This window comes from Colwellia sp. RSH04 (assembly GCF_003545765.1).
Lineage (GTDB): Bacteria > Pseudomonadota > Gammaproteobacteria > Enterobacterales > Alteromonadaceae > Colwellia.
The window spans coordinates 18956-40356 of record NZ_QXIO01000011.1 but is presented as its reverse complement, the minus strand read 5'-3'; the positions used below and the strand labels follow the sequence as shown (position 1 = coordinate 40356).

Sequence of the window (21401 nt, the reverse complement as noted above, 5' to 3'; positions counted from 1 at the left end):
ATGAAAAAAATTGCAATTATTGGTTCTGGTATTTCAGGTTTAACAGCTGCTTACTTATTATCAAAAAAACATCATGTCTCAGTGTTTGAGAAAAATGCTTATATTGGCGGTCATACCGCGACTGTTGATGTTACTTTAGAACAAGAAAACTATGCGATAGATACCGGTTTTATTGTGTTTAATGATAAAACTTATCCTAATTTTTTAGCTTTGTTAAGTGAAATTGGGGTAGATAAGCAGCCAACAGAAATGAGCTTCTCAGTGCAAAACTGTCAAACGGGCTTGGAATATAATGGGCATAATCTTAATACTTTATTTGCACAAAGAAGAAACCTTTTTCGACCTAAATTTTGGTCTTTAATAAAAGAGATACTGCGTTTCAATAAGCTATGTAAGCAAGTTTATGAATTAAATAAATTTAAAGAAAACTTAACCCTAGGTGAGTTTTTAGACGCGCACGGATTTAGTTCTTTTTTTGCAGAACACTACATTCTGCCTATGGGCGCTGCAATATGGTCTAGTTCATTAACTCAAATGGAAGGATTTGAGTTTAAATTCTTTGTTAAGTTTTTTTATAATCATGGTTTATTGAATGTAAAAGATAGACCGCAATGGTATGTTATACCGAAAGGCTCTCGCAGTTATTTAACACCGCTTTGCAAACCTTTTGAAAATAACATTCACTTAAATGCGAGTATTACCTCGATTAAACGAGTTGAACAAGGTGTGGTAATTCAATTCGACGATGGTACAACGCAATCTTTTGATGAAGTCGTTATTGCTTGTCATTCTGATCAGGCTCTAGCATTACTTGCTGATGCGAGTGATGATGAAAGCTCAATATTGTCGGCAATGCCATACAAAGCGAATTCGGTAGTATTGCATACAGATGAATCACTGTTACCAACAAGGAAGAAAGCTTGGGCTAGTTGGAACTATCAATTAGCCACGGATAGAGATTCTGCGGCTAGCGTTACTTATAATATGAATATTTTACAAGGACTCAATACTAAGCATACTTTTTGCGTGACCCTAAATCAAAAAGAAGCTATTTCACCTGATAAAATCTTACGAGAATTTACTTATCATCATCCTGTTTTTTCTGTTGAATCGACGTCTGCTCAGCAACAACGTGAAGTAATATGCGGTAAAAACAATACCCATTTCGCAGGCGCATATTGGCATAACGGCTTCCATGAAGATGGTGTTAAAAGTGCCGTAGAAGTTGCAAAGCGATTTGGTTGTACGCTGAATAATGTTATTGATGGTGACTTAAGTGACTAAGTGTACAAGTCATAAAATTTACACGGGTGACATTTTTCATAAAAGGTATACGCCAAAAATACATCAATTTAAATATCAATTATTTATGTTGGCGCTTGATGTAGCTCAAGTTGATGAAAAAAAAGGCGGCATGGGTGTGTTCGGTTATTCATGGCTTAAACCTCTTTGGTTAAATCAAAAAGATTATGTTAAAGGTGATCCTTTACCTTTATCTATCCGTATTAAAAATAAAGTTAAGCAACTAAGTGGCAATGTCAGTGCTAATGACAATATAAGCCGGATTACCATGCTCGTTCAGGTTAGGTGTTTTGGACTGTATTTTAGTCCTGCAAACTTTTACTTTTGCTACAACAAAGACAATGTTTGTGAGCAAATGCTAGTAGAGGTGAGTAATACCCCATGGCATCAAAGGCATTACTATTTAGTTGATATTACAAAACGAGATATAAGCGATAAAGTGTTTCAAGTATCTCCTTTTATGGACTTGAATATGAGTTATCACTGGCGAGTAAAGCCGCCAAGCGATGATAATAATTTACAGATAGTTATTGAGAACCATAAAAATTCATTAAGTGCTGATAAAGTTTTTCAAGCAAGTTTGGCAATGAAAGCCCAACCGCTAACAAAAAAGAATATTTTCAGAACTTGGTGCTCAATACCCGCCATGACTTTTAAGATTATTGCAGGTATTTACTGGCAAGCACTTAAGCTGTTTAGTAAACGAATTCCCTTTATTGGTTATCAAACATTAGCGGATAAAAAAAGGAGTTAATGATGGAAAATATTGCACCACTGACAATAACAAAATCACCAAGCTGGATAGAAAAACATTGCAAAAACTTAGTATTGTCTGTTTTTTCTAAAATCGATTATGGCAGGTTAGAAGTGGTAGAAGGTGATAAGCATCATTATTTCCCAACACAAAAGACCAATTCTCCGATTGAAGGTAAAATAATCATCCATGATATAAGTGTTTATAAAGACTTTGTTCGTGGTGGTAGCATAGGGGCAGCAGAATCTTTTATTGCAGGTAAATGGAGTAGCCCAAACTTAACTGAGGTGATCCGAATTTTTGCTAAAGCGCAGCAGCAGACCGATAAACTTGAAAAAAAGGGTGCATGGCTGCAAAAAATTAAAAATAAACTTTTTCATTGGCGTAACCGTAACGATCAATCAGGGTCTAAGCGAAACATTTTAGCCCACTATGATCTTGGGAATGAACTGTACACACGTTTTCTTGACGATAGTATGATGTATTCCTCTGCGATTTATCCATCAAATAATGCCAGCCTAGCAGATGCGCAGCAGCACAAACTTGGTACTATTTGTCAGCGCTTATCATTAACTAGCGATGATCATTTATTAGAAATTGGTACAGGTTGGGGAGGCTTAGCTATATATGCGGCTCAGCACTATAATTGTAAGGTGACCACCACGACTATTTCTGATGCACAATATGAGTATGCAAAAGCGAAAATTAAAGTTTTAGGGCTTGAAGATAATATTACTCTGCTAAAGAAAGACTATCGCGATTTAGAAGGTCAATACGATAAACTTGTTTCTATTGAGATGATAGAAGCTGTAGGGTACGAGTTTTTACCAAGCTTCTTTGACGTTTGTCACAATAGGTTGAAAGAGGGAGGTAAAATGCTCATTCAATCTATAACTATTGCTGATCAACGCTTTGAGTATTATAAAAACAATGTTGATTTTATTCAGCGCTATATTTTCCCAGGTGGCTTTTTACCGTCGATTACTGTCTTGAATGAACACTTAACTAAACACTCATCTCTCGTAGTAGAGTCAATTAATGATATTGGTTTAGATTATGCGAAAACACTCGCTGATTGGCGACGTAATTTTTTAAAGTCTTGGCCTGAGCTTACTCAATTTGGTTATGATGAAGAGTTCAAACGTTTATGGTTATATTATTTTGCTTACTGTGAAGGGGCCTTTTTAGAGCGTTCTACCAGCACTGTACATTTAGTGGCAAGAAAGTAGTTATTAGTGTTAAGAAAGTAGTTATTTTGTAGACAACATTTAATATCTAAAACTTTCCCCCTCTTTAACATAAAAAATAGCTCCAGTATCCCAGATACTGAAGCTATTTTTTTGTTCATCTCTTTAATGCTATTTAACATAAAGAAGTAATCAACTCACTTATTCACTTGTATAACACCTTGCTTATAGCGAGTTACATAAAGTGTAACTCGCTGTATTTTTGTTCGTTATCTTTTAGGAATATCATGGGTGTTCATTTATGTTTACATCATCTTGCTAGCCACAGTATAGCCTTGATCGTCGTCGAATAATTTTTGTTGTATTTATACGTACATTATCTTTTACATGCCGATTTTATCCCTTGTTAGCTTGAGGCTTTTCCTTGAGCATAATCACCTTAATAATAGTTCTATTACTATAATTATATTGCAATACGAGAGACAAAATGACTGATAGCAAGAACCCACTAAAGTTATGCGGAATTGAATTCACAGAATATGCCACACCTGATTCTGATTTCATGGAAAAGGCTTTTTATGGTTTTGGTTTTTCAAAAACAAAAAAGTTTAAAGGTAGAGATATCGATTACTTTAACCAAAATGATATCCACTTTTTATTAAATAGAGAACAGTCGGGTTTTTCTAAAGAATTTGCTAAAAGCCATGGCCCAGCAATTTGCTCAATGGGATGGCGCGTTGAAAATGCAGCATTCGCCTATGAAGAAGCAATTAAGCGTGGTGCCAAATCAGCAGAAAATGAGGCAAACAAATTACCTTACCCAGCTATTTTTGGTATAGGTGACAGCTTAATTTATTTTATTGATGATTTTGAAACTGAAGGTAAAAACAAAGGACGTATTTATGATACTGATTTTGAACCACTGACTGAGCCAGTAATTAAAGAAGATAAAGGCTTCCTTGCAGTCGATCATTTAACTAATAATGTATATCAAGGTACGATGCAAAAATGGGCTGATTTTTATAAAGATGTCTTTGGCTTCACCGAAGTAAGGTACTTTGATATTAAAGGTGTTAAAACAGCATTGGTTTCATATGCGTTACAATCACCGTGCGGTAAATTCTGTATTCCTATTAATGAAGGGAAAGGGACTAACAATAATCAAATTGATGAATACCTTGATGAATATAATGGTCCAGGCGTTCAGCATTTAGCATTTTTAACAGAAGATTTGGTTGATTCGTTAGACAAGTTGGATAGGGATGTGGTTGATACACTCCATATTGTGCCTGAATATTACGATGAAATATTTAAGCGTGTGCCTTGGGTAAAAGAAGATCAAGATAAAATTAGAGAACACCAAATATTAGTAGACAGTCAATCTGAGAATTCGTATTTGCTGCAGATATTTACTAAGAACTTATTTGGTCCTATTTTTATCGAAATGATACAACGAGTTGATGACAAAGGATTTGGAGAAGGTAACTTCTCAACATTGTTTAAATCAATTGAACTTAACCAAATGGAACGCGGTGTTCTCTAACGTTGATGAATTCTGTTAAATATAAAACCAGCATTAAGTAATGCTGGTTTTTTTTGTTCGGATAAAACTATGATACTTTACACGAGGACACGTCTAAATTTTTAAGAATCCCATCATGTAAATTATAGACAAAACCATGAACCGTAACATCTTGGTTATTTTTCCATGCATTGCTTAAAATAGTAGTATTGCATACGTTGGCAACTTGCTCGATGACATTTAATTCACACAATAAACTAATACGTTCTTGTTCATCAGCGACATTGTCCATTTTGTCTTGATGAAAGCGATAAACATCTTGAATATGGCGTAACCAATTATCAATCAACCCGTAACTTTCATCATGATAAGCGGCAAGTACACCGCCACAGCCATAATGCCCACATACAATAATATGCTTTACTTTAAGAACTTCTACCGCGTATTGAATTACCGATAAGCAGTTTAAATCGGTGTGAACCACCTGATTTGCTATATTACGATGAACAAAAATTTCACCTGGCTGCATTCCTAATAGTTCATTTGCTGGTACTCTTGAATCTGAACAACCAATCCAAAGATACTCAGGGGCTTGTTGATGCGATAAAACTTTAAAAAAATCAGGGTCTTCTTTATTTATTTTCTCAGCCCATTCTTTATTATTTTTAAATAAATGCTCGATTGTCATGGTTTACCTTTAAGTGAAACTGTTGGGTTTGTTTGTACCGTGATATTTTTTATCTACAGAGTAAAATAACAAGCGATTATGCAAACAACATTTTTCTTCATGTGCATGATATAACAATTAGATTAGTTATAATAATATCTATAGAGTTAATTATGGATAGTAAAGAGGATTTTATGGCCATTGCGAATGCAGTACATATTTTAGTTAAAACAGAAAAACAGGCGTTGGAATTAAAAAAGCAATTAGACAAAGGGGCTGATTTTGCAATGTTAGCTAAAAAGCACTCTATTTGCCCATCAAAGAAAAAAGGTGGCGACCTAGGGGAATTCAAGCGTGGACAAATGGTTAAGGCGTTTGATGACGTAGTGTTTAAAAAACCGATATTAACACTTCATGGGCCTGTTAAAACAAAATTTGGCTTTCATTTAATTAAAACTATTTATCGAAGCTAGTAACTCTAAAGCAACTAACCTTATTGCAACTGACGTTATTGCAACTGATTGTGTAGCGAGTTGAGTATATAAAAAGTGTAATATAAATTATCGTTTAATCTTGATGTTTCGCTTCTTCCTCTTCAATCTCCTTGTTGCGAGCTTTAGTGTTTTTCAGTTGTTCATCGGTTAAATTAAACTTTTTGGCTGACTGTTTTAGCACAAGGACACCGCCCACTATTATTCCTACTGCTATAATGATTATCAAGATGGTTGAGATTGACATATATTTCTCTTATATTTTGTGCTTGTAAAAAAACACTAGAAAAATTAAGTTGGTATAGGTAAGTTATCTTATCAAAAAATACATACTAATAAACAATTGGACTCTATTATGTTTAATAAGTTATCAATAAAACTGTTACTTCCTACCTTCATTATCGGCTTTTTGTTTATTCTAGTGTTGTTTTTTTTACCAAGTGAAATGAGTAAGGGAGCAGTATTCACTATTATTCTTGCTTTATTTTTTTTGCAATCTTTAGCCAGTTATTTATTTTTCTCTCAGCAAATCACACAACGGTTAACTAAATTTAAAGACTACTTAGATATCGTTGTTAGTACAGAACAGGCACCATCTGAGCCTTTAACAGATAGTAATAAAGATGAATTAGGGCAGGTCATAAATGAGTTCAGCGCATTTATTGAAGATCTCTCTGAAGTGGTAAGTGCGATTAGAAAAGAGTCTAATGATTTAAGTTTAGGGGCTAACCAATTAAGCACACAGATGTCTGATTCAGTGAAGGTTGTTGATGAATCTGTACGTCAAGTAGAGCAAATGGCTAGCTCGATAGAAGAAATTGCCAGTACTTCTGCGACGTTGACTACAAACGCAGGTCAGGTGAGTGAAACAAGTAGTTCAGTCATGTCTACTTTAGGGCAGGGGGTTAACTCTTCGAATACAAGTCAGCAAACGATTGAGTCGGTGGCAAGTGAGGTTGACTCGATGGCAACCGATCTTTCTTTATTGCAAGAAGAAAGTGCCCGTATTGGTTCTGTACTTGATGTCATAAGAGGCATCGCTGAGCAAACCAATCTTTTAGCGCTTAATGCTGCAATAGAAGCGGCTCGTGCGGGGGAGCAAGGTAGAGGCTTTGCTGTGGTAGCTGATGAAGTTCGAGCGCTTGCACATAGAACTCAAGAGTCAACGGTTGAAATTCAATCTATGGTAGAAGGGTTACAAGAGAAATCGACCAATGCAGTTGCCTCAATTGGAAGAGGACAATCACTAACACAAGAATGTTTATCACACTCTGCTGAAGTCGTGGGTGCTTTAGAACAAATAGGTGAAGCATTTCAAGACTTAGATAATTTAACATCGCAAATTGCACATACCACGCAAGAGCAGCAAGTTTCGACTGCGTCAATTAATGATAATATGATGGCTGTAGTGTCGTTAAGTCGAGAAATAAACGATGGTTTAGCATCTGTATCGGCAGATGCGCAACAGCAGCAAAAAACAGCTGCTGACGTTGATCAAACATTAGACCGAATTTGTGTTTAACGTTAAAAAAGTGAGAAAGTTAACAAGCCAGTGCTATATGCGCTGGCTTTTTTAGTTTTAGAAAACTTAATACAGAATCGGCAAATTAACTGCTATGGCAGATAACTTTGAAAAGAAAAAGTAAGGGTTAATTTACTCGTGTTTATCATGTTCATTGTTTCGTTTTTGAGCGAGTTTGTGCAGTTGTTTTGATTGTAAATGTAAACTGGTTCTAACAAGCGCTTCTCTGTCTTCTTCGCGAATATAATAAAAGGTTACTTTATGATAGTATTCTTGTTCAATTTTTTGGCATTCAATGACTTCACCAAAACAAAAAATAGCGCAATTTTCTTCAAGAAGAAAAACCTTTAATTCAAGTAGTTGTTCAACGTTAAACGCTGTATCAGCAATAAACTTAATACCACCACCACCAAATTCGATGCCTTTAAATCTAGATTCTTCTTCGTCTTGTTGACTTAATATATAACCAATGAGTAAGTCTATTTTTCGTGATTGATGATTTAGAAAATCAGCTAACTGTCCTGCAGATGAAGATAACCCTTGTAATGGCCTTAATGCAGCTTGATCGATAACGGTGACTTCACTGGCAAGCTTGAAGGGCATAGGCATTTTAGCGACAAATTGCTCATAACTATTCATTTCATCGGTGATAGGAGTAACATTGATGGTAAAGTCATGTTCAATAGCGAAAAATTCTTGATACTGAGCCAGTTTATCTTCTCTTGTTTTGGTAGCCATATTGAGTGAAATGTTCCCTGTGAACGTTAATATGATAAAGTTACATAAATATTAACAAATTTATAGCACTATAATGCGTGTTAAAGAAGCCTTAACGCTAATTTACTCAGATAATGATGTTGATTGTGTTATGCTAGCGTCTAATTTTTATTACCAAAATTATTAAGCACTTCACCTCAATGTTTCAACCTCTAAGCATCTTCATTGGCTTTCGATATAGCCGAAGTAGAAGTCATACCGGCTTTGTTTCTTTTATAACCTTCTTTTCAATTGCAGGCATATTACTTGGTGTGGCGTCATTAATTACCGTTTCTTCAGTAATGAATGGTTTTGAAGGTGAATTAAAAAAACGTATTTTAGGTATTATTCCTCACGTTGTTGTTTCGACCGATAAGTCATTGAAGACACCTACAAAGTTTTTATGGCATGAGCAACGAGAAAGTTTATTAAAACAACCTCATGTTAATCATGTAACACCTTTCTTAGAAAGCGAAGCCTTAGTTCAATCCGTCACTGGGTTGCAAGGGGTTATGTTGCAGGGAGTCTTACCTGAATATGAAAAAAATAATATTATTAACACCCATATGGTTGCTGGAGAATTAACCAGTTTGTCTGAGCAGGCTTATGCGGTAGTGCTAGGTGAAAGTCTCGCCAATAAACTGCGCGTAAGTATTGGTGAGGAGGTCAGGATTATATTGCCAAACCAAACTGTTTTTACGCCAATGGGGCGTATCCCTGTTCAGCGAGTTTTTACCGTCAGTGGTATTTTCAATGTTGGTTCGCAAGTAGATGATGCGATGATCTATGTTCACAGTCGCTATGGCGCTAAGCTTTTACGTCGCCATGGAGATGGTATCGATAGTTTGCGGTTGTATTTAGACGACGCATTTAATGAAAAGTTGGTTGCTCAAGCATTGGTTAATAATACCTTGTTTAATCACTTAACCGTTACGACTTGGGATCAAAGCCAAGGTGTTTTATTTTCTGCGGTAAAAATGGAAAAAAACATGATGTGGCTAATGTTAAGCCTTATTGTTGCCGTTGCTGCATTTAATATCGTTTCTGCTTTGGTTATGGTGGTTATCGATAAGCAGGGAGAGATAGGAATACTAAGGACGCTTGGGTTACAAAGAATAGATGTCGTTAAGATTTTTATTACTCAAGGTATGGTAAATGGCTTATGGGGAGTAATTATTGGCAGCGCATTAGGAGTTTTACTCACGTTAAACCTTAATAGTATATTAGCTTTTCTTGGTGTTAGTTTATTAGGGGTAGGTGTTCAAACACTGCCAGTAAACCTGATTTTTTCAGATGTCATTATTATCGTGGTTTCAGCGTTAATAATGAGTTTTGTCGCAACCTTATATCCTGCATATAAAGCGGCAAATACTTCACCTGTAGAGGTATTAAGAAATGAATAAGTTAATGATGATGTGTAATCAAAAAGAAGGAATCGTCAATGACTAAGGTTTTGCATTGCAGTCAATTGTCCAAATCATATAAGCAAGGTGATATAGAAACACCAGTGCTAAATCAGCTCGATTTATCAGTAGAGCAGGGGGAGCTCCTTGCCCTTGTCGGCAGTTCAGGTTGTGGTAAAAGCACTTTTCTTCATTTAGCTGGTGCGTTAGATAAACCTAGTGCTGGTCATGTGTATATTAATGATATTGATATACACCAGTTAACTGATAAGCAAAGAGCTGAATTTAGAAATAAACATATTGGTTTTATTTATCAATTTCATCATTTAATGATGGAGTTTAGTGCGGTGGAAAACGTTGCGATGCCGCTGATGATTAGGGGGGATAGCGCTAAAAAATCAATCAAGCTTGCTGAAGAAATGCTTGATAAAGTTGGTCTTAGCCATAGAAAACAATATCGCCCGTCGCAATTGTCGGGTGGTGAACGCCAGCGTGTTGCTATTGCAAGAGCCTTAGTAACACAACCTGCTTTAGTGTTAGCTGATGAACCTACCGGTAATTTAGATAGTGAAACGGCAGAGCAAATATACCAATTGTTGCGCCATCTAAATAATGATGTGAATACAAGTTTTGTTGTGGTGACTCATGACTTAGCATTAGCTCGTCGAATGGATAGGCAAGTAAAGCTTGAGAAAGGCAAACTGGTTAATATTAATATGGCTGAGGAAGAGGTTTTCGCGGTAGAAAAGGCGAATCAAGAGGGGTTAAATAACTCAGAAGAAGGTAATGCTAACCATGGCTAAACCGTTAAGCTTTTATCTAGGTTTACGGTATGTGCGAAGCCGTCATGGTAGTGGCTTTTCTGCCTTTATTTCTGCCTCATCAACGATTGGAATAGCACTTGGTGTTATGGTTTTGATCGTGGTTTTAAGTGTGATGAATGGCTTTGAAAGGGAGTTGACTAATAAGCTTCTATCGATTGTGCCGCATATAGAACTAACCAGCGTGAATGAGCCAATAAAACATTGGCCTAAAAGTGTAAAACGTATAGCGGAACAAAAAGAAGTGTTAGCCGTTGCACCTGTTATAAAAATGACTGGCATGTTGCAACATCGAAAAGCTTTAAAAGCGGTTGAAGTAAGAGCGGTGAATCCGTTATTAGAGCAACAAGTATCCAGTATTCATCAATATATTTCTGCTGGTGAATGGGAAGGCCTGTCAAGATTGAAGTCTGGCATAGTGTTAGGTAGTGGAGTAGCTAAAAAACTAAGTGTAAAATTAGGCGATAAATTACAACTGTTGTTGCCGTCGCCGTCTGATAATGGGGATTTTAAGAACACTTTTACTGCACCGGTTACACATCATGTTGAAGTAGTTGGCGTGTTTACATTTGGTGGTACAATTGACGATACGTTAGCTTATATATCAATTGCTCAAGGTCGAGCGGCTATGAATTACCAAGAGCATGAAACACAAGCTATCCGCATTAAAACATCTGATGTATTTAATGCTCGCTCTCTAGCGAGAAAAATTGCTCATAATTTTGAGCATTACGTTTATATTTCAGACTGGACTAGAACACAAGGGCATATATTTAATGATATTCAGCTAGTTAAGATGGTGATGTTTATTGTGCTGATTTTAGTTATTGGTGTTGCTAGTTTTAATATTGTTTCAACATTAATTATGGCGGTTAATGAAAAGAAAGGCGATATAGCCATACTTAAAACCATGGGCGCAAAATCAAGTACAATTATGATGACCTTTGTCATTCAGGGAGCAGTAAATGGCATACTCGGTTGCCTTGTTGGTGCAACCTTAGGCATTTTAATGGCTGAAAATATTTCTAATATAATGTTTCAACTAGAGCAGTTTTTTAAGGTTGAATTGCTTTCAAGCGATGTTTACTTTATCAATTATTTACCGAGCTTATTACACTGGAATGATGTGTATATCACTATAGTTGTTGCGCTAATCTTAAGTTTAATTGCAACCATCTACCCTGCATGGAAAGCCACTAAAATAGAGCCTGCAAGAGTGTTAGGTCAAATTTAAAAAGCTTTTATAATACATATGTAGTGATAGTACCTATCGATAGTACCTAATGATAGTATCTAGCGAGAGTAGGGCAGTTTCTAACGAGGGTTAAGTAACATTGCTTAAATGTGCTTATCAATATGTTTTGTTGAATTACTTTGCTAATACCATGTTGTATAAAGAAGTGACCATATAACCTATATCTAAGCCTTTAAATTCTCGCTAAGAGATCACTTTCTTGCAGGTTTTTTATTGCTATTAGTTATCTTAAGTTATCTTAAATTTCAGGCAAAAAAAAGCCCGCATCAATCTCGTGCGGGCCAACTTAAATATCAAGTTGATAGAAGGAAGTTAAAAATTTCCAAGAAACATGTCAGAGAGAATAAATAGCTGCTATCTATTCTATGTTTTCTAGTTAATGGGCTCTCGATGGGAGAAAGAGACGCCGCATTGCGCTAACTCAGAAAACATGTGTAGTTTAGTTCCTCATCAAATAGTTTACAAACTAAAAAAAATAAATGTTCGCATTAGAAAAATTAATCCGAATATGTTTTGTTTTAGCTAGATTAGATCTTTACGTCTACGGGCGACCAGCTTAAATAACGCTAATAGTGCCTACGGTAAAGGGGGGAAGTATTTTTGTCACAAATCTGCTGACTGCACATTATTTATTTCAGATAAGTATTTTGAGGTGGGGTTAAACTAGAAAAGTAAATCTGCCTTAATATAAAAACATCAAATTTTAATTAGAATATTGCCTTTCATAATGCTTTGTATACAATATAATTTGTTTTTATTGTCGGAGTGTTAAAGTGGACTGGATTGATAAAATCTCTTTTTCAAAAGGGCATGGGCCATTGGCTGCTCAGGGGCAAGATCATAAATTTGGCTTTCGTCGAATGGCGCCTAAAGTTATGGAGCATAGTCATTGGCACGGACACATTGAAATAAACTACTTATTCAATTGTTCGGCGAAATATCTAATCAATGGTCAGAATATTAATGTCCCTCAAGGTCGAATGCTTATATTTTGGGCTTCATTTCCACATCAAATGGTTTCTACACAAGGAGAAGGGGAGTTAGTTAATATTTATATTCCTCTGCAAACATTTTTAACTTGGAAGTTGCCAAACGAATTTGTCAGTAACTTGCTTCATGGTGGTGTGATTGTTTCAGATAATTTACATGATAGTGATACGCAAATTACCAAAACTTGGCAAAAGGATATTGAAAAGGAAACGTCTGCAATATTGTATCAAGTGATCAGCGAAATACAGGCTAGAGTTAAACGCTTAGCCATAGAAGATTACAGTACTTTTAATTCAATAGAGGGTGATTACTATAAGACTAATCGTAGTTTAGTCAGTGGTTTATCACATATACAGACAATGCTTCGCTATATCGCAGAACACTATGATGAGAAAATAACCATTGCACATGTTGCTGATTCAACAGGTCTCCACCAGAACTATGCGATGAAGTTATTTAATCGTGTAATGCATATTTCAATAAAACAATATATTAATCAGTTAAGGTTACAACATGCCCAAGCACTATTAATTGATACAGATAAGGCTGTACTTAATATTGCTTTAGAAGCAGGGTTTGGTTCTATTAGTCGATTTTATGATATTTTTCAGCGTAATTTTTCAATGTCTCCATTGGAGTTTAGAAGAAGTCTAGGTTATTAAATAGGAATAATTACATAGATATTCGTAAGTTTTGCTAAGAGGTTCATGTTCAAATACTGACAAAATATCGTAAGCTAAGAATTGGTATTGCCAACTCTTATGAGAAAAGGTCAGTAAATTGTCAAAAGTACAAAATAAACGTAGTCAGGAAAGCGTTACAAAAGATGAAGGTTTTAACCCTGCAGAGCACCCCCATCGTAGGTTAAACCCATTAACAGGTGATTGGGTATTACTATCTCCTCATCGAGCGTTACGCCCTTGGCAAGGACAATTAGAGTCAGCGCAAGCTGAACGTAATGAGGCATATGATCAAAATTGTTATTTATGTGCAGGAAACACCAGAGTTAATGGAGAGCTAAACCCGAATTACCAATCAACATTTGTTTTTCAGAATGATTTTGCTGCATTAAAGCCTACCACCCCAGATGCTCATCTTGACGATCCATTATTTACTATGCAAGCAGTACAAGGTGAAAGCCGTGTTATTTGTTTTTCTCCAGATCATAGTAAAAGCTTACCTGAGCTTTCGATTTCAGCCCTAGTTAAGGTCGTTGATACTTGGCAACAACAAGTTCGAGAGCTTTCTGAAAAATACCTTTGGGTGCAATTATTTGAGAATAAAGGGGCCATTATGGGCTGCTCTAATCCTCACCCTCACGGTCAAGTATGGGCTCAAAATCAATTACCAAGCTTAGTGGCGACAAAGCACAATAATCTTGAGCAGTATTTTAATAAATACCAGCGAAGTTTACTAAGTGATTATGCAAAGCGTGAATTAGCTGAAGATGAAAGAGTCGTAGTAAAAAATGAGGACTGGCTTGTTGTTGTACCTTATTGGGCTGCTTGGCCTTTTGAAACACTATTGCTACCGCGTTTTAATGTTACCTCGATGATTGAGCTAACTAGTGAACAAAAGCAGTCGTTAGCTGATATTATTCAAGCGATCACTATTCGGTACGATAATCTTTTTCAATGTTCTTTCCCTTACTCCATGGGCTGGCATGGCGCACCACACGATGGTAAAGCACATAATGAATGGTCTCTACATGCACATTTCTACCCTCCATTGTTAAGAAATGCAACGATTAAAAAGTTTATGGTGGGCTATGAGATGATGGCAGAAGCTCAACGAGATATAACCCCAGAACAAGCAGCGCAACAATTAAAAGCACAGTCTGCTATTCATTATAAAAGTGAGTTATAAAATGACGTTACAAAAATCGCTTTTACAGCAATTTTTTCAAGCATATAACAAAGAAGCAGAGGTTGTTGCGTATGCGCCAGGCCGTGTTAATTTAATCGGCGATCATACCGACTATAATGATGGCTTTGTGCTGCCAGCAGCCGTTAATTTTGGTACGCATGTGCTTGCATCAAAAAGACAAGATTCTGTTATCAATGTCATTGCCATTGATATTGATAATCAGCCAGTAAGTTTTAACTTATCTCAAATAGTTTTTGATGAGCAAGATACGTGGAGCAATTATGTTCGCGGAACGGTGATAGAGCTCCTTAAATTTATTAAGTCATCACCAAGAAAGAATAGTGTCTCAGGGGTAGACCTTTTTATTAGTGGTAATGTCCCTCAAGGCGCAGGTCTTAGCTCTTCAGCAGCTTTTGAAATAGCTCTTTTAAAAGCATTTTCAGATTTATTTAACTTATCTTTATCTGGTATTGATGCGGCCAAATTAGGTCAAAAAGCGGAGAATAACTTTGTTGGTTGTCAGTGCGGCATTATGGACCAGTTAATATCAGCATTAGGTCAAAAATCTCATGCGATGTTGCTTGACTGTCGTGCATTAAGTTACCAGTTTGCAAAAATTCCTGAAAACATTACATTAATGATTGTGAACTCTAACGTAAAAAGAGAGCTGGTTTCTAGTGAATATAATACTCGTAGACAACAGTGTGAAGCTGTAGCTCAATATTTTAAGCGTTCAGCGTTAAGAGATATTACGTTAAATGAATTAAATGAGAATAAACAGTCGCTAGAGAGTGTACTTTACAAAAGAGCCCGTCACGTTATATCTGAGAACTTAAGAACTCTTGAAGCATTAACGGCTTTAAATACTCATGATATGAAGTTATTGAGTCGTTTAATGGCAGATTCACATCAATCTCTAAAAGATGACTTTGAAGTAACAACACCAGAGTTAGATTATTTAGTGGAGTTATTAAGTAACGTCGTGAAAGACAAAGGTGGTGTGCGGATGACTGGTGGCGGTTTTGGTGGCTGTGTTGTCGCGATATTACCCCAAGATTTACAAATAAAGGCTAAACAAGTTATTGAAGATAACTACTTTCAAAAAACAGGTATTAAGCCCAGTATTTATATATGTACAGCAGAACAAGGTGCGTTTAGTTTATAGTAAACCTAATAATATGCAGAGCTATTACGCATTTAAGATCTGAAAATTAACAGCAAAATAATTATAACAATAAGAGAACAATAACTATGTTACACACAGTAGACATTTCTATTTTTATTGCCTATGTCAGTGGTTTGCTTTTGCTAGCCTTATACATTTCGCGTAATGAAAAAAATCATGAACGAAATACAGAGGATTATTTTTTAGCAAGTAAATCTTTGCCTTGGTGGGCTATTGGCGCGTCACTTATTGCATCAAATATATCAGCTGAGCAAATCATTGGTATGTCTGGCTCAGGCTATGCCATTGGTTTAGCCATTGCCTCGTATGAGTGGATGGCGGCGATTACCTTAATTTTAGTTGGTAAATATTTGTTGCCTATATTTTTGAAAAATGAAATTTTCACTATGCCGCAATATTTAGAACAACGCTTTGATAATAAAGTGAAAACGACGTTAGCGTTGTTTTGGTTGGCGGTATATATCTTTGTTAACCTTACTGCAGTTTTATGGCTAGGTGGCTTAGCTATTGAAACCGTTGCGGGCGTTGATTGGATGTATGGTATGATCTTCCTAGCTGTTTTCTCTATTGCTTATTCGCTTTATGGTGGCTTGAAAGCGGTTGCTTATACCGATATTTTGCAAGTGGTTTTATTAGTGTTTGGTGGTTTACTATTAAGCTACTTGGCGCTAGATAAAGTGGCTGATGGGGCAGGCGTATTTGCTGGTTTTGGCATTTTAACTGATAAACTACCCGGTCACTTTGATATGATTTTATCTAGTGATAATAGCAACTATATGAGTTTACCTGGCATATCAGTGTTAATTGGTGGTATGTGGGTGATGAATGTTAGTTATTGGGGTTTTAATCAGTACATTATTCAACGTGCACTCGCAGCGAAAAATATTCAAGAAGCTCAGAAAGGTATCGCTTTTGCTGCCTACTTAAAACTTTTAATGCCACTCATTGTCGTTTTACCCGGTATTGCCGCAGTAGTGTTATACCCAGAGTTAACCACGCCAGATCAAGCATATCCTTCAATGATGTCGTTAATGCCCGTTGGTATTAAAGGCTTAGTGTTTGCGGCACTAGTTGCCGCGATTGTTTCTTCACTTGCTTCGATGACTAATAGTATTTCAACCATATTTACCATGGATATTTACAAGCAGATAAAGCCTAATAAGTCACAGACGCACTATGTTTACATCGGTCGTGTTGCAACGTTAGTTAGCTTGGTTATTGCACTATTTATGGCAGAGCCTTTACTAGGAAAGTTCGATCAAGCCTTTCAATATATACAAGAATTCACGGGCGTATTTACACCGGGTATTGTGGTGATTTTCTTAACAGGCATGTTCTGGAAGAAAACAACATCAAAAGGAGCATTAGCTGCAGCGATTGGCTCAGCAGTCTTTTCATTTGCATTAAGAGCTTTATGGCCTGAATTGCCATTTATGGACAGAATAGGTTTAGTCTTCTTGCTTTGTTTAGTGCTTGCCATTGTTGTTTCTAAATTTAGTAAAGCAACCTGCACTGATAACAGTGTTGATGTTGAAAGTGTAAGCTTTGCTACCACGAGCTCATTCAATTTAGCAGCATTGGGTGTAACCGTTATTCTTTGTATTTTATACGCTACGTGGTGGTAATATTTAGTTGTGCTAACTCCATTGATTAGTAGTTAGCACTTTTTATATTTTTTAGTGTCAATATCCTTTATTTAGCTGTGTAGGAAGTTAAAAAATTGACTATAATGACGTAACTTCTTTTTATGAGTTTTATTATGACTGATCATACGCAAATATTAGCTGAATTTTTAGCCGATGTTAAACCTAATCAAGCTGTTTGGGCATTACAAGATAAGTCTAGCGGTGACTGGGTTGTTCTTGATTCTATTAATTATGAAGAGTCAGAAGTTATGCCTCTTTGGTCAAACAGTGCGCTTGCTCAAGAGCATTGCTTTGATGAATGGAAAGATTATCAACCGGCTAAAATCACTTTAGCTGATTGGCTAGAGTTTTGGATTGCTGATTTACATGAAGATGACGTTATTATTGGTATTAACTGGCAAGATGAAAAAGAGTGTTTAGAAATGGAACTAGGTGATTTTTCTCAAGCAGTTGCTGAAATCGAAGCACTTTAGAACGTGTAGGTGTGCTTTTTAATAAAACACATCTTTCCCCATTCTCAGGTACAGCTATTAAAGGCTGTACCGACTTTCAATTTATTTTATATGTATTAATGACTTTTCGTTTTCGCTAATCTATATCGCCATTAAATGGCAAACAAGTAAATACACTATATAAATAAGCGATTTACTCTACCAACAAAGCACCTCAACAGAAGTACGGAGCCGTTTAAATTAAACACTCTCAATATTTATAAGTTACATAATACATGTTTTTAGTAGATGTTTTAATACAGGTAGATAATCTTGAAACAGTATCAAATATCAGACAATAAAGGCTTAGTTGTATCCGTTATTCCGTATGGGGCAACGATTACAAGTATTTGTTTTAATGAGCAAGAACTCACACTTAACTATACAAAGCCAGATGATTATTTTAATGATAACTTTTATTTAGGCTCGACAGTAGGCCGTTTTGCTAATCGAATCAAAGAAAGTAAATTTAAGTTATCAGGTAAAGAGAGTACGTTAAATGCAAATCAAGGTGCTCATTGCTTGCATGGTGGCAAAGATAACTTCAGTAAACGAATATGGGAAGTAATAGAGGTGAAGCCCAACGCAATTGAGTTATATTTATTTTCAAAAAATGGCGATCAGGGCTTTCCCGGTAATTTAGAAGTATGGTTGAAAATACAGGTTGAAGATAATCAAGTTCGCCTAAACTATCGAGCAAGTACAGACCGTAATACAGTTGTCAATTTGACGAACCATTGTTATTTTAATTTAGAATCTCCACAAGCTAGCATAGACAATCACCTGCTAGAAATAGTATCTGACTCCTTTTTGTCGATAGATAAACAAGGAATACCATTAACAAAACAGCAAGTAAGTAATCATAACGCTTTTAACTTTAACGACACTAAACCTATTCATCATGCCTTGTTAAGTGAGCATGAACAAATTCAGCAAGCTAATGGTTTAGATCATTGCTTTGTTTTAGCTAACCAAGCTGAAAAGGCATTGGTTTTAGCTGCTCAGTTACTATCACCGGAAACTAGATTAAAACTTTCTCTATATACAACGCTTCCTGGTGTGCAGGTGTATACAGGTAACTTTTTATCTACACCATTTAGCCCTCGCCAAGGTGTTTGTTTAGAAGCGCAATATTGGCCAGATGCGCCAAACAGAAAAGACTTTCCTTCGTCAGAATTAAAAGCAGGTGAAGAATATATTCATGAAATAGTTTATCAATTTAGTGCTTTTTAACACATGTAGCCATACTGGTAGGTCGATAGTCCATATTGGCAAGTATAAAAAAAAGTTAATAAGTCATCGAATTAACATTAAATAAGTTCTAATATTGGCATTTTTAAACTAAATTTATTGAAGTGATGCTTCATGCGTCATTGGTAGTTAGTTAATTATTAAGCCTTTCTTAATCTTAAGAGTTATTGCATTTTGAATGTATTACTGGTTGCGTTTTTATTGTTTTATAGTGCAAATTTGGCTGCTCAAGAGCAGGTAGAACTTGTTGTTGTTACTGAAGAAAAATCAGAAAAAGCCAATATTGATGGCACTGGAACTTATTGGCAATTGATGAAGGCTATCTATGGCGACAATTTTCAGTTAACACTTCAAGTGTTATCTCGTCATTCCAAGGAAAGAAAAAATCAAATTGATAATTCAGATATTTATATTGCAAGTAAAAGAGCTATTGATGAATCTTGGTTGCTGGCTAAACAACATATTGATGTCGAATATCCCATTCATATTCTTTACAAAGAAGGGCAGCTTGATACACAAAACCCTTCAGGCTTTGCAGATAAAATTATTGCAGGTAAATCAAAAAGAGGTCTTGAGTCAGCTTTACCCTTGCAGAGTAACTACTATGAAGTTGAAAGTATAAAAGGCATTGATAAGCTTATTTTAAATGAACGAATTGATGCCGCCTTAGTCTATTCATACAACTTAAGGTTAGCTGATTCTCATAGTTCTTTAATTAGCCAAGAGTGGCTCCCTGAAACGCTCATTCAAGTGGCATTCGCTAATGACAGCAAAGGTCGAATGTTAAAAAACAAATATGATGAGAAGATGACCTTATTATTAAAGGCTAATCAATTATCATCTTTTTATAAATCTAAAGTTGCATACCAGCATGCCAACTTAAATAAACACAATAAACCTTCAATAAATTGGTATTTAGTGCCTAAAATCTTTGATCAAGATACTCAAAAATTACAAGTCCCTAAATGGGAGTTAGCTATGTCAAATTATTTTGCCAGCTCTTTAGAAAGACTTGATTTTGATATAAAAATGAATAGCGCGAGTGCAGTTAAAAAAAAGATTGCTGAAGCACAAGGTTCTTGTTCTATTAACGTTAGAAAATCGAGAGAAGTGAATAGCCAAGTTATTTATTCACGCGCAGTTAATAGTTATATTGTGCCTAGGCTTTATGTTGTTAGAAATAGCCAAATGGAAAAACATGTTCAGAATTATATTCAGAAACAGACAATCAGCATAGAAACGTTATTGAATTCTGACCGAAAAATAAGGATCTTAATTAAAGATAACTATAATATTCGCGATAAGCTGAAAAAGCAGCTTTCAGAAAAAAATATTCGCCGTATTATTTCAATTGATGATGCGAGCTATAGCAAATTATTAGCAATGCTTAATCATAGTAGGGTAGATGGCTTAATTATTTACCCTAGTATTATTAGCAAGTTACAACCAACTGCCAAAAAAGACTCTTTAGTCAGTTTCACACTAGATAAAGCTATTGGTAATGAATTGATGACATATGTCGCTTGCCATAATGATAGTAAAGGTAAAGAAGTTATTGCGCACGTTAATGAGTTATTAAGTGACAAAGAACATCAAAGTAAACTTTACGAACAAGTGCTTAATCAAATGGATAAGAATAGTGCACAATATTTTATTGATTCATTACAATTAGACGCATTTAAATAAGCATACTTATATTGTCCAAGCGAGAAAATTAATAGTATTGAAATGGATAAGGTTAATTTTCGTAATAGAAAGAATGTCTAAAGGGATGTATAAATTGGCTATAGGAGCACTTGTATTATAAAGAGTGATCCAACTTCTTTATATCTATGATTGAAATTGGTTGCGGGAGCTGGATTTGAACCAACGACCTTCGGGTTATGAGCCCGACGAGCTACCAAGCTGCTCCATCCCGCGTCCGAATTACTTGATAAGATTTTATCAAGAAAGCTAAGTCTATTTTAATTCTGTACTTAAGAATTGGTTGCGGGAGCTGGATTTGAACTTCGGGTTATGAGGCTTTTTTTTTTGACTTACCTAGACTTACCTTTATGCACTTAAAATCAACTTGTTAAATTTATACTTTATTTTTCAGTGTTTTAATAAATGAATGTGTGACACATTTACAGTATGTCATTTTTAAAAGTAACCTTTGTATGGCACAAAATCAAACTACTTAACTATTCATATACTATGCAGTAAGCGACATTAACACAATATTATACCAAATGACTTACTTTGAATGTCACCATTCTTAATTTCCTTCATTTTTTAACGATAAACCATTA

General features: G+C 35.6%; 19 protein-coding genes and 1 tRNA gene. 16 read left to right on the top strand and 4 right to left on the bottom strand.

Going from position 1 to position 21401, the window contains the following annotated elements; translation table 11 throughout:
* The 4 genes from D1094_RS15500 (at position 1) to hppD (ending at position 4786) form a co-directional block, all read left to right on the top strand.
* Complete coding sequence (locus tag D1094_RS15500; protein ID WP_118961021.1) at positions 1-1284, top strand: NAD(P)/FAD-dependent oxidoreductase; 1284 nt, start codon at positions 1-3, stop codon at positions 1282-1284.
* Complete coding sequence (locus tag D1094_RS15495; protein ID WP_220452563.1) at positions 1277-2056, top strand: DUF1365 domain-containing protein; 780 nt, start codon at positions 1277-1279, stop codon at positions 2054-2056. The genes D1094_RS15500 and D1094_RS15495 overlap by 8 nt, the downstream gene beginning before the upstream one ends.
* 2 nt (positions 2057-2058) lie before the next feature.
* Entirely contained in the window at positions 2059-3285 is a 1227-nt protein-coding gene (locus D1094_RS15490) for a cyclopropane-fatty-acyl-phospholipid synthase family protein (protein WP_118961020.1), read from the top strand.
* A 445-nt stretch (positions 3286-3730) separates the two neighbouring features.
* On the top strand, positions 3731-4786 hold the full coding sequence (gene hppD, locus D1094_RS15485; RefSeq protein WP_118961019.1) for a 4-hydroxyphenylpyruvate dioxygenase: 1056 nt from the start codon (positions 3731-3733) through the stop codon (positions 4784-4786).
* A 67-nt stretch (positions 4787-4853) separates the two neighbouring features.
* Here the strand turns inward: hppD and can are convergent, their stop codons facing one another.
* The gene (can, locus tag D1094_RS15480) at positions 4854-5453 is read right to left on the bottom strand and encodes a carbonate dehydratase (protein WP_118961018.1); all 600 of its coding nucleotides are present in this window, start codon (positions 5451-5453) and stop codon (positions 4854-4856) included.
* 173 nt (positions 5454-5626) lie between these two features.
* Between can and ppiC the strand changes: the two genes are divergently transcribed.
* The gene (gene ppiC / locus D1094_RS15475; protein WP_118961098.1) at positions 5627-5905 is read left to right on the top strand and encodes a peptidylprolyl isomerase PpiC; all 279 of its coding nucleotides are present in this window, start codon (positions 5627-5629) and stop codon (positions 5903-5905) included.
* Positions 5906-5999: 94 nt separating this feature from the next.
* Here ppiC and D1094_RS15470 read toward each other — a convergent pair whose 3' ends face one another.
* A complete protein-coding gene (locus D1094_RS15470; protein WP_118961017.1) occupies positions 6000-6170 on the bottom strand; it encodes a DUF2897 family protein in 171 nt (56 codons plus the stop codon).
* 108 nt (positions 6171-6278) lie between these two features.
* On the opposite strand from D1094_RS15470, the gene D1094_RS15465 reads away from it, so the two are divergent.
* Complete coding sequence (locus D1094_RS15465; protein WP_118961016.1) at positions 6279-7445, top strand: methyl-accepting chemotaxis protein; 1167 nt, start codon at positions 6279-6281, stop codon at positions 7443-7445.
* 132 nt (positions 7446-7577) lie between these two features.
* On the opposite strand, the gene D1094_RS15460 is transcribed toward D1094_RS15465, so the two are convergent.
* Positions 7578-8183 carry a PilZ domain-containing protein gene (locus D1094_RS15460; RefSeq protein ID WP_118961015.1) on the bottom strand — a complete coding sequence of 202 codons (606 nt, stop codon included), beginning with the start codon at positions 8181-8183 and terminating at the stop codon, positions 7578-7580.
* A gap of 179 nt (positions 8184-8362) precedes the next feature.
* On the opposite strand from D1094_RS15460, the gene D1094_RS15455 reads away from it, so the two are divergent.
* The 10 genes from D1094_RS15455 to D1094_RS15410 all read left to right on the top strand — a co-directional run bounded on the left by D1094_RS15455 (position 8363) and on the right by D1094_RS15410 (position 20796).
* The gene (locus tag D1094_RS15455) at positions 8363-9604 is read left to right on the top strand and encodes a lipoprotein-releasing ABC transporter permease subunit (protein WP_118961014.1); all 1242 of its coding nucleotides are present in this window, start codon (positions 8363-8365) and stop codon (positions 9602-9604) included.
* A gap of 38 nt (positions 9605-9642) precedes the next feature.
* Positions 9643-10407, top strand: a complete 765-nt coding sequence (gene lolD, locus D1094_RS15450) for a lipoprotein-releasing ABC transporter ATP-binding protein LolD (RefSeq protein ID WP_118961013.1) — start codon at positions 9643-9645, stop codon at positions 10405-10407.
* Complete coding sequence (gene lolE / locus D1094_RS15445; RefSeq protein ID WP_118961012.1) at positions 10400-11659, top strand: lipoprotein-releasing ABC transporter permease subunit LolE; 1260 nt, start codon at positions 10400-10402, stop codon at positions 11657-11659. Before lolD ends, lolE begins: the two co-directional genes overlap by 8 nt.
* A 794-nt stretch (positions 11660-12453) precedes the next feature.
* Positions 12454-13332, top strand: a complete 879-nt coding sequence (locus D1094_RS15440; protein ID WP_259337982.1) for a helix-turn-helix domain-containing protein — start codon at positions 12454-12456, stop codon at positions 13330-13332.
* A 118-nt stretch (positions 13333-13450) separates the two neighbouring features.
* Positions 13451-14536 carry a UDP-glucose--hexose-1-phosphate uridylyltransferase gene (locus D1094_RS15435; RefSeq protein ID WP_118961011.1) on the top strand — a complete coding sequence of 362 codons (1086 nt, stop codon included), beginning with the start codon at positions 13451-13453 and terminating at the stop codon, positions 14534-14536.
* Between the two features lies 1 nt (position 14537).
* On the top strand, positions 14538-15701 hold the full coding sequence (gene galK, locus D1094_RS15430) for a galactokinase (RefSeq protein WP_118961010.1): 1164 nt from the start codon (positions 14538-14540) through the stop codon (positions 15699-15701).
* A gap of 86 nt (positions 15702-15787) precedes the next feature.
* A complete protein-coding gene (locus D1094_RS15425) occupies positions 15788-17347 on the top strand; it encodes a sodium/sugar symporter (RefSeq protein WP_118961009.1) in 1560 nt (519 codons plus the stop codon).
* Between the two features lie 134 nt (positions 17348-17481).
* A complete protein-coding gene (locus D1094_RS15420) occupies positions 17482-17841 on the top strand; it encodes a DUF2750 domain-containing protein (protein ID WP_118961096.1) in 360 nt (119 codons plus the stop codon).
* 291 nt (positions 17842-18132) lie between these two features.
* Positions 18133-19092 carry an aldose epimerase family protein gene (locus tag D1094_RS15415; RefSeq protein WP_182440212.1) on the top strand — a complete coding sequence of 320 codons (960 nt, stop codon included), beginning with the start codon at positions 18133-18135 and terminating at the stop codon, positions 19090-19092.
* A 192-nt stretch (positions 19093-19284) separates the two neighbouring features.
* The gene (locus D1094_RS15410) at positions 19285-20796 is read left to right on the top strand and encodes a hypothetical protein (protein WP_118961007.1); all 1512 of its coding nucleotides are present in this window, start codon (positions 19285-19287) and stop codon (positions 20794-20796) included.
* Between the two features lie 157 nt (positions 20797-20953).
* On the opposite strand, the gene D1094_RS15405 is transcribed toward D1094_RS15410, so the two are convergent.
* Positions 20954-21030 (bottom strand) — tRNA-Met (locus D1094_RS15405).
* Positions 21031-21401: the final 371 nt, after the last annotated feature.

Excerpts from the sequence above, each read along its gene's own strand:
- D1094_RS15500 (WP_118961021.1), top strand. The coding sequence starts at position 1 with ATGAAAAAAATTGCAATTATTGGTTCTGGTATTTCAGGTTTAACAGCT.
- D1094_RS15490 (WP_118961020.1), top strand. The coding sequence starts at position 2,059 with ATGGAAAATATTGCACCACTGACAATAACAAAATCACCAAGCTGGATA.
- hppD (WP_118961019.1), top strand. The coding sequence starts at position 3,731 with ATGACTGATAGCAAGAACCCACTAAAGTTATGCGGAATTGAATTCACA.
- can (WP_118961018.1), bottom strand. The coding sequence starts at position 5,453 with ATGACAATCGAGCATTTATTTAAAAATAATAAAGAATGGGCTGAGAAA.
- ppiC (WP_118961098.1), top strand. The coding sequence starts at position 5,627 with ATGGCCATTGCGAATGCAGTACATATTTTAGTTAAAACAGAAAAACAG.
- D1094_RS15470 (WP_118961017.1), bottom strand. The coding sequence starts at position 6,170 with ATGTCAATCTCAACCATCTTGATAATCATTATAGCAGTAGGAATAATA.
- D1094_RS15465 (WP_118961016.1), top strand. The coding sequence starts at position 6,279 with ATGTTTAATAAGTTATCAATAAAACTGTTACTTCCTACCTTCATTATC.
- D1094_RS15460 (WP_118961015.1), bottom strand. The coding sequence starts at position 8,183 with ATGGCTACCAAAACAAGAGAAGATAAACTGGCTCAGTATCAAGAATTT.
- D1094_RS15455 (WP_118961014.1), top strand. The coding sequence starts at position 8,363 with ATGTTTCAACCTCTAAGCATCTTCATTGGCTTTCGATATAGCCGAAGT.
- lolD (WP_118961013.1), top strand. The coding sequence starts at position 9,643 with ATGACTAAGGTTTTGCATTGCAGTCAATTGTCCAAATCATATAAGCAA.
- lolE (WP_118961012.1), top strand. The coding sequence starts at position 10,400 with ATGGCTAAACCGTTAAGCTTTTATCTAGGTTTACGGTATGTGCGAAGC.
- galK (WP_118961010.1), top strand. The coding sequence starts at position 14,538 with ATGACGTTACAAAAATCGCTTTTACAGCAATTTTTTCAAGCATATAAC.
- D1094_RS15425 (WP_118961009.1), top strand. The coding sequence starts at position 15,788 with ATGTTACACACAGTAGACATTTCTATTTTTATTGCCTATGTCAGTGGT.
- D1094_RS15420 (WP_118961096.1), top strand. The coding sequence starts at position 17,482 with ATGACTGATCATACGCAAATATTAGCTGAATTTTTAGCCGATGTTAAA.